At 75.7% G+C, this 13,772-nt stretch carries 15 protein-coding genes and 2 pseudogenes; 8 read left to right on the plus strand and 9 right to left on the minus strand.

Annotated features, from left to right (window positions below; all coding sequences use genetic code 11):
• Positions 1 to 219: 219 nt before the first annotated feature.
• From ACTMS9_RS20080 to ACTMS9_RS20115, 8 genes and pseudogenes are all read left to right on the plus strand, one after another.
• Positions 220 to 1,422, plus strand: a complete 1,203-nt coding sequence (locus ACTMS9_RS20080; RefSeq protein ID WP_441165684.1) for a hypothetical protein — start codon at positions 220 to 222, stop codon at positions 1,420 to 1,422.
• On the plus strand, positions 1,409 to 4,174 hold the full coding sequence (locus ACTMS9_RS20085; RefSeq protein WP_441165685.1) for a nitrate- and nitrite sensing domain-containing protein: 2,766 nt from the start codon (positions 1,409 to 1,411) through the stop codon (positions 4,172 to 4,174). The genes ACTMS9_RS20080 and ACTMS9_RS20085 overlap by 14 nt, the downstream gene beginning before the upstream one ends.
• The gene (locus ACTMS9_RS20090) at positions 4,171 to 4,641 is read left to right on the plus strand and encodes a roadblock/LC7 domain-containing protein (protein WP_154941519.1); all 471 of its coding nucleotides are present in this window, start codon (positions 4,171 to 4,173) and stop codon (positions 4,639 to 4,641) included. The genes ACTMS9_RS20085 and ACTMS9_RS20090 overlap by 4 nt, the downstream gene beginning before the upstream one ends.
• The gene (locus ACTMS9_RS20095) at positions 4,638 to 5,126 is read left to right on the plus strand and encodes a DUF742 domain-containing protein (RefSeq protein WP_441165686.1); all 489 of its coding nucleotides are present in this window, start codon (positions 4,638 to 4,640) and stop codon (positions 5,124 to 5,126) included. The genes ACTMS9_RS20090 and ACTMS9_RS20095 overlap by 4 nt, the downstream gene beginning before the upstream one ends.
• Positions 5,104 to 5,856, plus strand: coding sequence for a GTP-binding protein (locus ACTMS9_RS20100; RefSeq protein ID WP_441142074.1), 753 nt, complete (start codon positions 5,104 to 5,106; stop codon positions 5,854 to 5,856). The genes ACTMS9_RS20095 and ACTMS9_RS20100 overlap by 23 nt, the downstream gene beginning before the upstream one ends.
• A gap of 45 nt (positions 5,857 to 5,901) precedes the next feature.
• On the plus strand, positions 5,902 to 6,414 hold the full coding sequence (locus tag ACTMS9_RS20105; protein WP_441142073.1) for a hypothetical protein: 513 nt from the start codon (positions 5,902 to 5,904) through the stop codon (positions 6,412 to 6,414).
• A gap of 45 nt (positions 6,415 to 6,459) precedes the next feature.
• Positions 6,460 to 7,087: pseudogene (locus ACTMS9_RS20110) on the plus strand (AAA family ATPase); the annotation flags it as partial.
• 143 nt (positions 7,088 to 7,230) lie between these two features.
• A pseudogene (locus tag ACTMS9_RS20115) lies at positions 7,231 to 8,796 on the plus strand (AAA family ATPase); the annotation flags it as partial.
• A 29-nt stretch (positions 8,797 to 8,825) separates the two neighbouring features.
• Here ACTMS9_RS20115 and ACTMS9_RS20120 read toward each other — a convergent pair.
• From ACTMS9_RS20120 to ACTMS9_RS20160, 9 genes are read right to left on the minus strand one after another with little or no spacing between them, the layout of a single operon-like run.
• Positions 8,826 to 9,194 (minus strand): gas vesicle protein K, encoded by a 369-nt coding sequence (locus ACTMS9_RS20120; protein WP_307848903.1) that lies wholly within the window; start codon positions 9,192 to 9,194, stop codon positions 8,826 to 8,828.
• Positions 9,191 to 9,475 carry a gas vesicle protein gene (locus tag ACTMS9_RS20125; RefSeq protein ID WP_441142072.1) on the minus strand — a complete coding sequence of 95 codons (285 nt, stop codon included), beginning with the start codon at positions 9,473 to 9,475 and terminating at the stop codon, positions 9,191 to 9,193. Before ACTMS9_RS20125 ends, ACTMS9_RS20120 begins: the two co-directional genes overlap by 4 nt.
• A complete protein-coding gene (locus ACTMS9_RS20130) occupies positions 9,469 to 10,293 on the minus strand; it encodes a GvpL/GvpF family gas vesicle protein (RefSeq protein WP_441165687.1) in 825 nt (274 codons plus the stop codon). Before ACTMS9_RS20130 ends, ACTMS9_RS20125 begins: the two co-directional genes overlap by 7 nt.
• A complete protein-coding gene (gene gvpJ / locus ACTMS9_RS20135) occupies positions 10,277 to 10,645 on the minus strand; it encodes a gas vesicle protein GvpJ (protein WP_154941509.1) in 369 nt (122 codons plus the stop codon). Before gvpJ (ACTMS9_RS20135) ends, ACTMS9_RS20130 begins: the two co-directional genes overlap by 17 nt.
• 1 nt (position 10,646) lies before the next feature.
• On the minus strand, positions 10,647 to 10,997 hold the full coding sequence (locus tag ACTMS9_RS20140; protein ID WP_441142070.1) for a gas vesicle protein: 351 nt from the start codon (positions 10,995 to 10,997) through the stop codon (positions 10,647 to 10,649).
• 5 nt (positions 10,998 to 11,002) lie between these two features.
• Complete coding sequence (locus ACTMS9_RS20145) at positions 11,003 to 11,359, minus strand: gas vesicle protein GvpG (protein WP_441142069.1); 357 nt, start codon at positions 11,357 to 11,359, stop codon at positions 11,003 to 11,005.
• Between the two features lie 3 nt (positions 11,360 to 11,362).
• Entirely contained in the window at positions 11,363 to 12,139 is a 777-nt protein-coding gene (locus ACTMS9_RS20150; protein ID WP_441142068.1) for a GvpL/GvpF family gas vesicle protein, read from the minus strand.
• A gap of 1 nt (position 12,140) precedes the next feature.
• Positions 12,141 to 12,575 carry a gas vesicle protein GvpJ gene (gvpJ, locus tag ACTMS9_RS20155; RefSeq protein ID WP_441142067.1) on the minus strand — a complete coding sequence of 145 codons (435 nt, stop codon included), beginning with the start codon at positions 12,573 to 12,575 and terminating at the stop codon, positions 12,141 to 12,143.
• Positions 12,572 to 13,771 carry an SRPBCC family protein gene (locus ACTMS9_RS20160; RefSeq protein WP_441165791.1) on the minus strand — a complete coding sequence of 400 codons (1,200 nt, stop codon included), beginning with the start codon at positions 13,769 to 13,771 and terminating at the stop codon, positions 12,572 to 12,574. The genes gvpJ (ACTMS9_RS20155) and ACTMS9_RS20160 overlap by 4 nt, the downstream gene beginning before the upstream one ends.
• Between the last annotated feature and the right edge of the window lies 1 nt (position 13,772).

Consider the following 13,772-nt stretch of genomic DNA (forward strand, 5'->3'; position numbering starts at 1 on the left):
ATCGACTCGGATCAGACCATGACGGCTACCCCGACGGCACTTTCCGTGGCGATCGGTGAACGGCATGTGACATCGCTCGTAGTGACGCGAAAATGACTGAACAACCACGGCATGAGCCAGGGCCGGGTCGGTTAGTTTTCCGGTCCGGTGTACGGGACTCCATTGGCGACCCCCGACACCCGGAGGAGATCCCCCGCCGTCGCCGGAGGAGACAGACCCATGACCGTCCCCGCGCAGCGGGTCCGTCGACGGCCCTCCAGCCGCGTGCTGCCGCTGCTGCTCGTCGTGGCGATGCTGGCGCCGGTGGCCTTCCTCTTCGCGCAGCACCACCGGCTCACCGGCGACGACCGGGACCTGGCGGTCCGGGAACGACTCGGCGTCGAGTACCTGCGCGCGCTCGGCCCGGTGACCGAGGCGCTGGTGGACGCCCAGTCCGCCGCGGTGGCCGGCCGCCCCGCCGGCCGCGACGCGCTGGACCGGGCCGTCCGGGACGCCGCCCGGGTCGACGTGCGCATCGGCGACGAGCTGCGCACCCACGAGCGGTGGGCCGGCCTGCGCGCCAAGCTGGAGGCGCTGCCGGAGCGGCCGCTCACCGACCCGGAGGCCGCCTTCGTCGCGTACGGGGAGGTCACCGACCTGCTGCTGGCCCTGCACCGCAAGGTGCGGGAGAGCTCCGGTCTGGTCCGCGACCCCCGGCAGGACTCCTTCTTCCTCCAGGACAGCATCGGCCTGGACCTGCCGACCGCGATGGTCGCCGCCGGCCGGCTCGCCGACCTGAGCGCGCTCGGGGCCACCCGGCCGGCCGCCGAACGCGCCCGCACCCAGGGTGAACTGGCCGAGCTGCGGGTCGGCGCGCTCGCCTCCGCCACCGACCTGGTCGCCGACCTGCGCGAGGCGGTGGACAGCTCGGAGAGCACCGACCTCGGTCCCCACGTGCTCACCCCGCTGGACACCTACCAGCGTGCCGTCGAGGCGCTCGCCGCCTTCTCCGGGCCGAGCGCCGGGTCGAAGACCGGGCTCGCCGACCCCGGCCAGGTCGCCGCCGCCCGGCTCAACGCGCAGTCCGCCGCCCGGCAGCTCCAGCCGGTCATCCTCGACCAGCTCGACGCGCTGCTGAAGGAGCGGATCGAGTCGTACGACCGGGACCGCCGGCTGGCCGCCGGGGCCGCCGCCACGGCGGTGCTGCTCGTGCTGGTCCTCGCCGGCGTGCTGATCGCCGCGTACCGGCGGGCGCGGCGGCACGCCGCCGAGGCCCGGCGCGCGGGCGACAGCGACACCGGCACGGTTCCCGAGCCGCAGCGCTGGGCGCCGCCGGCGGCGGAGCGGAGCATCCGCCCGGAGGACCACCGGCTGCTCCAGCCGGCCGGCTCGGGCCGCGACGGCGGATCCGAACGCTGGGGGACCTTCGATGCTGCTCGGTAGGCTCCGGATCCGGGGAAAGCTCGCCCTGCTGGTCTTCATTCCGCTGCTCAGCACGGTCGGGCTGGCCGTACCGGTGGTGCTCGACCGGGTCGCCGCCGCCCAGCGGGCCGGCGAGACCGCCGACACCGTACGGCTCGCCAGCCGGATCGGCAGCCTGGTCCAGGACCTCCAGCAGGAACGCGTCATGTCGGTAGGGCTGCTGCTCGGCCGGGTGCAGCGCAGCGAGCTGATCCAGAAGGCGGCCACGGTGGACGACCGGATCGCCGACCTGCGCGCCGACTACGCCGGCCGGCTCTCCGCCGAGACCACGGCCGCCCTGGACGGGGTGCACGAACTGGCCGAGCTGCGGACCCTGGTGCTCACCCGCGCCGCCACCCCGACCCAGGTCATGGAGGCGTACGGACCGATCGACATGGCCCTGATCGACTCGTTGGAGCTGCCGTCGAAGGTGGACACCACCGTCCCCGCCGGGCGGCAGGTGCTGGCGCTGGACGCGCTGCTGCGGGCCGACGAGGGGCTGGGCGCCTGCGCCACCCTGATCGTGCTGGTCAAGGCGACCAGCAACCCACGGGTGTCCGCCTCCTACATCGCCTGCATGGCCGCGCTCCAGGTGGACAACCTGCGGTTCCGCAGCCTGATCACCCCGGAGCAGTACCAGCTCGCCCTGCTGGACGACGCGGCGGTGGCCGCCCGGACCAGCCCGACCTTCCTCGTCGACAGCGTTCAGGACCCGATCGCGGCGATCCGGGACGTCCCGCTGGACGCGCTCTTCCCGTCGGTCCGCTCGATGATCACCCTCGGCCAGTTCGTGGAGAAGAAGGTCGTCGCCGACGTCATCGCCCAGACCACCGCCGACAAGCGCTGGGCGCTCACCACGGCCTGGCTGGTGGCCGGGGCGGCCGGACTGGTCCTGCTGACCGTGGTGCTGCTCAGCGTCGCGGTGGCCCGTACGGTCGCCCAGCCGCTGACCCGACTCACCCGCTCCGCCGACCGGGTGGCCCGGGTCGCCGAAGCCGAGCTGGTGCGGGTCGCCGACGACGAGTCCGACACCGGCCCTCCGGTACGCCTCGACCCGGTCGACGTCCGGGCCCGGGACGAGATCGGCGACCTTGCCCGCGCCTTCGAGCGGGTGCAGAGCACCGCCGCCCGGCTGGTCGAGCGCCAGGTGGCCGGCCGGCGCAACGTGGCGCAGATGTTCGGCCACGTCGGACGGCGTACCCAGAACCTGGTCGGCCGGCAGATCGCGCTGATCGACCGGCTGGAGCGGCAGGAGACCGACCCGGGCCGGCTGGCGCACCTGTACCGGCTGGACCACATCTCCAGCCGGCTGCGCCGCAACGCGGGCAGCCTGGTGGTGCTCTCCGGCGCGACCGGCAGCGACGGGCACGTCGCCCCGGTGCCGCTGGCCGACGTGGTACGGCTGGCGCTGGGCGAGATCGAGGACTACACCCGGGTCGACGTGCGGGTGCCGGCCGAGGTCTCCGCCGCGCCCGCCATCGCCGGCGACCTGGTGCTGGCGTTGGCCGAGCTGATGGAGAACGCCACCGTCTTCTCCCCGCCGCACACCCGGGTGGTGGTCTCCGGCGAGCTGACCGAGATCGGCGGCCGGATCTGCGTGGTGGACCGGGGCATCGGCATGACCGAGGACCGGCTGGCCGAGGAGAACGCCCGGCTGACCCGCCGGGAGCGCCTGGACCTGGCCCCCACCGAGGTGCTCGGCCTCTTCGTGGTGGGCCGGCTGGCCCGCCGGCACGGCTGGACGGTGCGCCTCGCCCCGACCGCCGGCGGCGGGGTCACTGCCCGGCTGGACGTGCCGCACCCGCTGCTGGTGGTACGGCCGGCCGACCCGGCCGGCGCGACCGTGGCGCGGGCCGCCGTACCGGCTCGGGACCGGTGGTCGCCGGCCGCCGCGATCGACCCGGCCCGGCCCGGCCGCGCACTCACCGCGGCGCCGGCCGACAGCCCGGCCGCCACCTTCGATCCCGCGCTGCTGAGCCGGGCCACCCGCACGATGGCGGCCGGCGGATCCTGGGACGCGTTCGGCGCCGGGGCGGCACCGACCGGGGGCACCGCGTTCCTGGAGATCCGGCAGCCCGACCCGGACGCCGCGGCGGACCCGGCCACCCCCGGCGGGCTGCCGCGACGGCGCCGGCCCGACGAGGTCGCCGGCCGGCCCGCGCCGACCGGTGCGGACGTGCCGGTCGCCGGCCGGCCGCCGGCCTCCGCGCCGCAGTCGGTGGAGCTGTCGCTCGCGCCGTCGCTCTTCGCGCCGGCGGCCGACCCACCGTGGGCGGAGGCGCCGCCCGTCCCGGCGGCGCCCGCGCCGTCGCTGTTCGCGCCGGCCCCGCCGTCCTGGCCACCGCCCGGCGGGGCCGGGGCGCCGACGGTCCGGCAGCGGGTGCCGGGGGCGACCCTGCCACCGGCCGAGCCGGCGGTCGGCCCGGTGGACGCCACCGGCGCGGACCCGGACGCCGCCCGGACGCTGGTCGAGCAGTTCCAGTCCGGGGTACGCCGGGCCGAGCAGCCCGGCTGGGCCGACCTCGGCGCCACCCCGGGCCGGCCACGGCTGAACCGACGGGTGCCCGGGGCCAACCTGGCGGTCACCCCGCCGCAGCAGGCCCCGGTGAGCCAGCCGCCGCAGGACCCGACCGAGGTCCGGGAGCTGATCAGCCAGTTCGAGGCGGGCGTCGCCCGGGCTCTGCGTGAAGTCCACACCGACCACCGCCACGACGAAGAGGAATCATCACGGTGACCAGCCCCTTCCTGCACGACAACGTCGACCACCCGACCCACGCCGGGCCCGACCTCAGCCCGGAGGCGCGCACCTTCAACTGGCTGCTGGACTCGTTCACGTCGAGCACCGCCGGCGTCCTGGAGGCGATCGCCGTGTCCTCGGACGGGCTGCTGATGGCCATGTCGGCCATCAAGGACCGGTCCAACGCCGAGCGGCTCGCCGCCGTCGTCTCCGGCATGACGAGCCTGGCCGGCGGCGCGGCGAGCTGGTACGCCCTCGGCGGCCTGAACCGGGTGATCGTGGACATGGCCGACGGCTACCTGCTGATCAGCGCGATCAGCAGCGGCTCGGTGCTCGGTGTCGTCGCCGACCGGTCGGCCAACCTGGGCACCGTGGCGTACGAGATGACCCTCTTCGCCGGGCGGGCCGGCGGCGCCCTCAGCCCGACCCTCATCGCCGAGCTGAAGAACGCCGTTCAGCAATGACCCCGCAGGCCGCCGGCGAGGAACCGGAACCGGACCCGATGGTCCGGATCCGTCCCTACCTGCGGACGCCGGCACCGACCGGCGGGGGCGTACCGGCGACGAGGCCGGCGCCCGGGCCCGACCCGCGGGCCGAGCGGCCGGCCGGCCCGCGCCCGTTCGTGCTCACCGCCGGGCGGGTCACCGGCACCGACCCGGCGATCGGTCTGGAGACCCAGGTGACGGCCCGACCAGGCGGCAACCCGTGGACGGCCACCCCGGCGGCCCGGCTCGCCCCGGAGTTGCAGGCGATCATCGCGCTCTGCGGTGAACCGATCTCGGTCGCCGAGATCTCCGCCCGGATGCGGATGCACTTCGGCGTGGCCTGCGTCCTGGTCGGCGACCTGCGGGCCGCCGGCCACCTCGACGTGCACGTCGGGGACGTCGACGACGCCCTCGACCCCGACCTCATCCTGCGAGTGATTGATGGACTCCGTGCGATCTCCTGAATGGCCGGTCGCCCCGCCGGGCGGGATCTCTTCGAACAGCGCCGCCACCCGCTACGGCAGCCCGGTGGGCGGTGGGCAGGACGTACCGCCCGCGCCGCCCGCGGCCCCGCCGCCGCCGTACCGGCCGCCGGCCGCCGCGGGCAGGGCGGCCCGGACCGCGCCGGGTGGCCGGCCGCCGATCCCGGTGAAGATCCTGATCGCCGGGGGCTTCGGCGTCGGCAAGACCACCACGGTCGGCGCGATCTCCGAGATCGCCCCGCTGACCACCGAGGCGTCGATGACCAGCGCGGGCATCGGCGTGGACGATCCGGGCGTACGGAGCGCGAAGACCACCACCACGGTGGCGATGGACTTCGGCTGCGTCACCATCGACCGCAGCCTCAAGCTCTACCTGTTCGGCACGCCCGGCCAGGCCCGGTTCGGGTTCATGTGGGAGGACCTGGCCCGGGGCGCGCTCGGCGCGCTGGTGGTGGTGGACAGCGCGCGGCTGGACGACTGCTACCCGGCCATCGACTTCTTCGAGCGGGCCGGGCTGCCGTTCGTCGTCGGGGTGAACGCCTTCGACGGACGGCTGGCGCACGACCTGGGGGCGATCCGGTGGGCGCTGGCGATCGGCGACCACGTACCGCTGGTGCGGTTCGACGCCCGGGACCGGATCTCGGTGCGGGACGCGCTGCTGGTCGTCCTGGACCGCGCGCTGGACCGGGCCACCCGGGAGAGGGGGACGTGAACCTCCTCGCTGGTACGACCCGTTCATCAGGAGAAGGGGGACGTGATGAGAGGTGGTCTGGACGAGACGCTGGCCCGGCTGGCCCGCCGGGAGGAGGCGCTGCGGCGCCGGGCGGGCGAGCCGGGCGAGGAGGCCGGGGCGTCGACCGTCGCCTTCGAGGCGACCGGCCACCCCGGGGGGTCGGACGGCCCGGGGTGGGACGGGGCCGGCCGGCCGGAGGTGGCGCAGACCGGCGTGGGACGGTCCGCCGTCGACGGGCGCGACCCGGTGGAGGAGGTCGCCGAGGCGGTCCGCCGGGTGGTGGCCGAGCACCCCGGGTTGTCGGTCGTCGTGCGGGTGGAGCACGAGGGCCGGACGTACCCGCTGCGGGTCGACTGGGCGGACACGGCGGTGACGGTCGCCGCGGAGAACACGGCCACGCCCCCGCCGCCCTGGCCGAGGCCGGTCAACACCGGGCCGGTGTGGTCGGCGGGCCGGGACGGGACGAGCGCCGACCAGGCGGCCCGGCTGGCCGAGATGGTCCGCCGGGACCCGTCGCTGCTCGCCGACGACCAGTGACGTGACGGCCGGGCGGGCCGTGTCGGGGGCCGCTACTGTCGGGCGGTGGCCGAACCGGACCTGACCCTCACCGCGAGCCTGCGGCCTGCCGCGCTGGACGCCCGACGGGGCATCGTGCGGCTGCACCCGGAGGTGCTGACCGCGCTGGCGTTGCGCCCCGGCGACCCGGTGCGGCTGGTCGGCCGGCGGGTGACCGCCGGCATCGTGGCGCCCGCCGAGCCGACCGCGAGCGCCGCCCTGCTCTACGCCGACGATCTGGTACTGGGCAACCTCGGGCTGCGCGACGGTGGCCGGGTGACGATCGGGCCGGCGCCGGTGGTCCCCGCCCGCCGGGTGACGCTGAGCGGCCCGGTGGCGGTGGTGGCCGCGGTGTCGCCGGAGATGCTGCGGCTCGCCCTGCTGGGCAAGATGGTCACCCCCGGCGACGACGTCTCCCTGCTGCCGCAGGACGTGCTGCCGGACGCCTCGGTGCGCAGCCTGGTCGAGGCCGCGCGGCGCAGCCTCGCCAACACCGTCGGGTACGCCTGGACCAGCACCCTGCTCACCGTCGTGGACGCCGAGCCGGACGCGGGCGCGCTGGTCACCATGGACACCGTGGTCGGCTGGGAGCACGGGCCGGCCACCCACGGCTCGCCGGGACCGGCCCGCCCCACCACCGCCCGCCTCGCACCCGGCTCGGCGCCGGGCGCCCACCCCACGACCGGGACCGGCCGGAACGGCACGACCCAGGACCCGACCGGGACGCTCCGGTACCGGAACGGCCCCAGCCTGGACGGCACCGGGCTGGACGGCAGCGGGACGGCCGCGGCGGACGAGGCGCCGCACGTGGACGAGCTGCCCGGGCTGCGTACCCAGGCCGAGGAGTTGACCGAGCTGCTCGACCTCGGCTTCCACCACCGCGAGGTGCTGGGCCGGCTCGGCACCACCGTCTCACTCGGCGTGCTGCTCAGCGGGCCGGCCGGCTCGGGCAAGTCGGCGCTGGTCCGGGCGGTCGCCGCCGCCGTCGGCGCACGGGTGCGCCCGCTCTGGGCGCCCGAGCTGGCCGCGCTGAGCAACGACGCGGCGGCCCGCCGGCTCCGCGAGGCCGCCACCGAGGTACGCGCCGGCGGGCCAGCCGTGCTCCTGGTCACCGACGTGGAGGCGCTGGCCCCGGCCGAGGAGCCCGGTCCACTGGCCACCGTGTTCCGCCAGGCGATCGTCGAGACCGTCCGCGCCGGGGCCGCAGTGGTCTGCACCACCTCCCGTCCCGAGGCGGTCGACCCGGCGCTGCGCGCCCCGGACCTGCTCTCCCTGCGGATCACCGTCCCGCTGCCCGATCCGGCGCTGCGTCGCGAGCAGCTCACCGTGCTGACCCGGCAGGTGCCACTGGCCGAGGACGTGCGGCTGGACGAGGTCGCCGGCCGTACCCCCGGTTTCGTCGCCGCCGACCTGGCCGCGCTGGTGCGCGAGGCCGGAGTGCGCGCGGCCCTGCGGCAGAAGGCCGTCGAGCGGCCGACGGTGGCGATGGCCGATTTCACGGCGGCGCTGGAGGTGGTCCGGCCGACCACGATGGCCGCGTCCACCCTGGAGCTGGCCTCGGTCACCCTGGACGACGTCGGCGACCTGGTCGAGGTGAAGCAGACCCTCACCGAGTCGGTGCTGTGGCCGTTGACCTATCCGGACACCTTCGCCCGGCTGGGCGTGCAGCCGCCCCGGGGCGTGCTGCTCTACGGGCCGCCCGGATGCGGCAAGACCTACCTGGTGACGGCGCTGGCCGGGTCCGGCCGGGCGAACGTGCTGTCGGTGAAGGGCGCGGAACTGCTCTCCAAGTGGGTCGGCGAGAGCGAACGCGCCGTCCGGGAGCTGTTCCGCCGGGCCCGCGAGGCCGCGCCCACGCTGGTCTTCCTCGACGAGGTGGACGCGCTGGCCCCGGTGCGCGGCCAGGCCAGCGACGGGGGTACGACCGACCGGGTGGTCGCCGCGCTCCTCACCGAGCTGGACGGGGTGGAGGCGCTGCGCAACGTGGTGGTGGTCGCCGCGACCAACCGGCCGGACCTGGTCGACCCCGCACTGCTGCGCCCCGGGCGGCTGGAACGGCTGGTCTACGTGCCGCCGCCGGACGGTCCCGCCCGGGCGGAGATCCTGCGCGCCGCGTCCCGGACCGTGCCGCTCGCGCCGGACGTGGACCTCGCCGCGCTCGGCGGGAAGCTGGACGGCTTCTCGGCGGCGGACTGCGCCGCGCTGGTCCGGGAGGCCGCGCTGGCCGCGATGCGCGAGTCGCTGGCCGCGTCCACGGTCACCGCCGCGCACGTGGCCACCGCGCGGCGGCGGGTGCGCCCCTCACTCGACCCGGCGCAGGTGGCCTGGCTGGCCGCGTACGCGGAGAAGCAGGCGGCACGCTGACGGGCACCCGTCGAGGGCGTCCGGGGCGCTCAGTCGGTGGGCAGCAGCGGGCCCAGCGGGCCGAGGTCGAGGTTGAGGTCCTCGGGGGCGAGGCCGAAGTACTGGCGCAGCTCGGTCATCTGCTCCTCCAGCGCCATCAGCGTGGCGCCCACCCGTTCGATCTGCTCCTCGGTGAGGTCGCCGAGGTCGACCCGGCGCAGCGCCTGCCGTTCCATCAGCTGGCGCAGCAGCTCGATCACGGTTAGCACGAGGCTGGCCAGCCCCCGCTCGACGGAGTCCCGGTCGACGGCGAGCCGCCGGTCCAGCGGCGTCACCCGGGGGGCCTGCCAGGCGGCCGTCTCGCCGAGGGCCGCGGCCAGGTCGGCTGCCTCGTCCCGGCGCGGCCCCGGCCCGGTCACCCGACCTCCTCGGGCAGCACCACGACACCGGGCGACCCGACCGCACCGGGCGGCGCCTCCCCGAGCGGATCGGGCAGCTCGGGCGGGGTGAGCGCGCCGACCGACGCGACCAGCGCGCGCAGCGAGATGCGGACCAGGTCGATGTCGGCGATGGCCAGGGTGATGTCGCCGGAGATCACCACACCGGTGGCGAGCACCCGGTCGAGCAGGTCGACCAGCGCCACCGGGCGGTAGGCCAACGGGTCGTCGGCACTGCTCGGGGCGAGCGAGGTGGTCACCACGCCGGCTCCCGCCGCACCAGGTGCGCGGGCTCCTCCGGACCGTCCGCCGCCACGAAGGAGTACGGCGGCCACGGGCCGGTCAGCTCCAGCCGGATCTCCGGATGCCGGTCGGCGAGTTCCCGGACCAGCGCGGCGAAGCCCGCCACCCCGGCGGTCTCCACCAGGTACGCGCCGTTGAGCACCATGGCGGTCGGGGCGCCGGAGAGCCGCCGGTCCTGGGGAGCGTGCCGGCGCGCGGCGGCGGCGTACCCGGCGAGGGCGGCGTGCACCGCCGCGGCGGCCTCCCCGGCGATCCGCTGCCCCTCGTCGCGGGCGGTCAGCTCGGCCCGGCGCCGCCGCAGGTACGCCGCGCCCGCCCCGCCCCCGCCGTCGTTCGCCTCGGTGCGGGGCAGGGCACCCGGCACCACGTACCCCTTCACCCCCCACTCGCCGCGGCCGGTCAGCCGGTCCAGCGTCGCGGCCAGCTCGGCCTGCCGCTCGGCGAGCATGGCGGCGACCCGGGTGTCGTCGTGGTGCACGGTGGCCAGCCGGGCCGGCACCACCGCACCGGCCCGGCTGAGCGCGTCCACCACCGCATGGTGCGCCCGCGCCGCGCGCTCCAGCCAGACCAGGTCCTCCAGGTTGCGGCGCAGCGCCTCCTCGCCGTACTCGGTCAGCGGCGCGGCGCTGACCACCGCCGCCAGGCCGGCGGCCCGGACGGCCCGCACCGGCCCACCGTCCATGCCGGGGGCCGCGGCCAGGGCGGCCGGGTCCGGGTCGCGGACCACACCGTGCAGCCAGGCGCCGACGGTGACCGCCGGATCAAGTGCCGTACTCATTCCACCCCTCCCGTGCGGCCGCCCGCCGGGCCACCCGGGGCCGGCGTTCCGCCTCCACCTGCTCCGGGTCGCGCGGCCCCGGCTCGACCGGCGGGCGGGCCTTCGAGCTGAGCCACGGATCGTGCTCCCACCAGTCGATGCCGATCTGCCGCGCGGTGTCCACCGAGGCGATGACCAGCCGCAGTTTCAACGTCAGCAGCTCGATGTCGAGCAGGCTGACCCGGATGTCGCCGGCGATCACGATGCCCCGGTCGAGCACCCGTTCGAGGATGTCGCCGAGGTTGGCCGGCTCGTGCCCGGCGCCCATCACCTGGCCGGTGTTCTGCACCACCGCTGGCCGCGGACTGGTCATCTCAACCCCCGTCGCCCTTGCCCCGCTGGTAGCGGCGCGTCCGCCGGTAGCCCAGCAGGCCACCCGCCATGTCGAGTTCGACCTCGTAGAGGCCGAGCAGGTCGGTGGAGGCCGGGATGCGGTGGTCCTCCACCACCTCCACCCCGACCAGCCAGCCGTCGTCGGTGGGCTGGATCGAGGTGACGCCGAGCGGGTCCTTGCCGGTCAGGCCGACGAGCTGGCGCAGCCCCTCGCGGGCCGCCTCGGCGGCCGAGACCGGCTCGTAGTCCTCGTCGTCGTACCGCTCGTCCTGCCGCACCGGCTCCTGCCGGCGCTCGCGGTCGCCGTCTCCCCGGGCACGTCCTGGGGCCATCCCGCTCACCTCCCTCGCCGTCGGTCGGGGTCGTCCCGCCGGTCCACCGGCCGTGCCTGACCCGCCGCGCGGCGGCGGGCGGGCGGCCGCCGGGGCGGGCGGGCCGGCGCGGCGGCGGTGTCCGCCCCGCGGCCGCCGCCGGCACCGGTCAACCGGTCCAGGACCCGCTGCTGTCCCCGGTCCCGTTCTTCCGGGGTGATGTCGCCGGCGTCCGCCGCCCGGTCCAGCTCCTCCAGCTCGCGCCGGATGTTGGCCGGGTCGTACTGCCGCGACTCCGCCTCCCGGGCGATCACCTTGACCACCGAGGTGAGCCCCCGCACCGGGGCGTACGGCAGGGTCAGCAGCGTCCAGAGGATGTCCACCGGTCACTCCACCAGCTGGTGCGCGCTGACGAAGTCGTACGGGGCGAGCGGCCCGAGCAGCCGCATCCGGATCAGGTCCCGGCGCTGCTCGGCGAACTCCTCCAGCACCCGGACGAACTCCTCCTCGTCGTCGGCGTCGATCAGGAAGGCGACGTTCATCGCGTCCAGCTCGCTGCTCGGCAGGCGCGGCGCGTGCGCCACCGCGTACGGGGTGAGCGTGTCGATCAGCGCCCGGTTCTCCGCCTCCCGGCGCAGCTCCACCCCTTGACTGATCATCTCGCCCAGCCGGATCCGCTCCTCCCGGCTCTCCGCCTCCGGCCGGCCGCGCACCTGGTCGGCGAGCGCCGCGGCGGAGGGGTTCTCGGCCAGGAAGTCGCTGATCATCTCCTCCTCGTCGAAGCGGCCGTGCACGGTGTACTGCACCCGGTCCTCGAACTCGTCGAGGGCGGCGGCGAACCGGTCGTGGTGGGCCTCCAGCAGATCCTCGACCGCGTCCGGCCCGGTCACCACCGTGCCGAACCGCACCGGCAGCACCGGCGCGACGGCCGCCGTCCCGTCCAGCAGCGTCTGGTACGCGGTCAGGTCGGCGGGGCGGCCCAACGGCTCCACCAACCCGACCTCGCTGACCAGCGCCGCCAGCTCGCCGTGCCGGATCGCGGCCACCTCGCCCGGCGGGTCGCCGACCCCTTCCGCGTCCGGGGTCGGCTCCACGTCGGACGGCACGATGCCGTAGATGAACAGCCCGAGCTCGCCGCCCGGCTGAGCCTGCTCGTCAGTCATCTCACCGCTCCTCGTCCCGGCGCCGGCGTGGCCGTTCCCGCTGCCGGTCCCGGCCGCGGTCGCCCAGCGAGTCCGCCACCGCGCCGCTGATCTCCTGGGCCGCCTTGCCGAGGCCGGAGATCGCCTTGCCCTTGGTCGCCGCACCGGCCGCGTCCCCCACCAGGTCGGGCAGCCCCTTCTGGTTCTTCGGGGTGATGCTCAGCCGGTCGACCGCCTCGGCGAACCGCAGGTACGTCTCCACGCTGGCGATCACGATCCGAGCGTTGATCTCCAACAACTGGATGCCGACCACGGCGACCGAGACCTGGGCGTCGATCACCACGCCCTTGTCCAGCACCGTCTCCACCACGTCGGCGAGGTTGCTCCCGCCGGCACCGCCTCCGGCGCGTTCCAGGGCGCTACCGCCCTGGGCGCCGCTCGTCGTCGCGATCGTCACTGGCCACGCTCCTCACGCCGGCGGCGGACCACCGGGCGACGCGGGGGCTCCGGGGCACGTCGGGCCGCCGGGCGAGGGCGCTCCGGCTCCTCGCGCGGAGGCTGGGGTCGGCGGGCCCGTTCGGGTCGCCGGCGTGGCGGGGGCGGCGGCTCCTCCTCGGGCTCCGCCTCGTCGTACCCCTCGTCGTAGTCCTCGCCCTCGTCGTACGCGTCGTACTCGTCCGCCGGGGGCCGGCGGCGCTCCGGCGGTCGACGGCGGCCGCGCTCGGCGGGCCGGCGCTCCTCCTCGGGCTCCTCCGGCTGCTCCTCGGCCTCCTCGGCCCGGCCCCGCTGCTCCTGCTCCTCGCGGGCCTCCTGCTCCTCGCGCAGCGCGGTCTCGTGGTCCTTGACCACCTGGGAGTCCTCGATCTCGCCCCGCCAGCCCTCGACGGAGTCCGGGTCGAGCACGGTGCTGGTCATCACGTGCCGGACGAAGTGCTTCAGCTCCAGCCGGACCCGTCGGCCCTGGGCGCGCCAGAGATTGCCGGTGTGCTCGAAGAGCCCCTGCGGGTGGTACTCCAGGACCACCAGGATGCGGGTCAGGTCGGGGGTCACCTCGTGGAAACTGACGGTGCCGTCCACCGAACCCTTCTCACCCTTGGACCGCCAGTGGATGAGCCGGTCCGGGATCTGCCGGACGATGGTCGACTCCCAGCTCCGGTGCGACCAGAAGACCTGCGCCTTCCAGGTCATCTTCTCGTCCGACTCGCAGTCGGCCTGCTCGACCTTCTTCATGAAGCTCGGGAAGTCGCCGAACTGGGTCCACTGGTTGTACGCGACCCGGACCGGCACGCCGACCTCGATCGTCTCGACGATGTTGGTGACCTTGAGCTTCTTGCCGCCGCCCTTGCCACCCTTGCCGCCGCCACGACCGAACACCGACATCACCTTCTCCTTACCGCCGGCCAGGCCGGCCCGGAACATGGCCTGCACGGGGGATTTGCCCTCGGCGAGCTGCTGAGCGCCGGTGGCGGCGGCGATCAGGCCGGGGCCGCCGCCCTGTTTCGCGTACTCGCTGAGCCGGCCGGTGGCGCCGGTGATCCGCTCGGTGACCACCGAGACGGCCCGCTCGCCGATCGCGGACGCCAGGTCCCGCAGGTCGGCGCCGAGCTGCTCCTTCGCCCGGTTGGCCAGGGCGCCGGGATCGTTGGCCGCCATG

Origin of the sequence: Micromonospora sp. L31 (assembly GCF_052068075.1) — a bacterium.
Taxonomy (GTDB): domain Bacteria; phylum Actinomycetota; class Actinomycetes; order Mycobacteriales; family Micromonosporaceae; genus Micromonospora; species Micromonospora purpureochromogenes.

Coding starts and splice junctions, on each gene's coding strand:
- ACTMS9_RS20080 (WP_441165684.1), top strand. CDS start 220: ATGACCGTCCCCGCGCAGCGGGTCCGTCGACGGCCCTCCAGCCGCGTG.
- ACTMS9_RS20085 (WP_441165685.1), top strand. CDS start 1,409: ATGCTGCTCGGTAGGCTCCGGATCCGGGGAAAGCTCGCCCTGCTGGTC.
- ACTMS9_RS20095 (WP_441165686.1), top strand. CDS start 4,638: ATGACCCCGCAGGCCGCCGGCGAGGAACCGGAACCGGACCCGATGGTC.
- ACTMS9_RS20100 (WP_441142074.1), top strand. CDS start 5,104: ATGGACTCCGTGCGATCTCCTGAATGGCCGGTCGCCCCGCCGGGCGGG.
- ACTMS9_RS20105 (WP_441142073.1), top strand. CDS start 5,902: ATGAGAGGTGGTCTGGACGAGACGCTGGCCCGGCTGGCCCGCCGGGAG.
- ACTMS9_RS20130 (WP_441165687.1), bottom strand. CDS start 10,293: ATGAGTACGGCACTTGATCCGGCGGTCACCGTCGGCGCCTGGCTGCAC.
- gvpJ (WP_154941509.1), bottom strand. CDS start 10,645: ATGACCAGTCCGCGGCCAGCGGTGGTGCAGAACACCGGCCAGGTGATG.
- ACTMS9_RS20140 (WP_441142070.1), bottom strand. CDS start 10,997: ATGGCCCCAGGACGTGCCCGGGGAGACGGCGACCGCGAGCGCCGGCAG.
- ACTMS9_RS20150 (WP_441142068.1), bottom strand. CDS start 12,139: ATGACTGACGAGCAGGCTCAGCCGGGCGGCGAGCTCGGGCTGTTCATC.
- ACTMS9_RS20160 (WP_441165791.1), bottom strand. CDS start 13,771: ATGGCGGCCAACGATCCCGGCGCCCTGGCCAACCGGGCGAAGGAGCAG.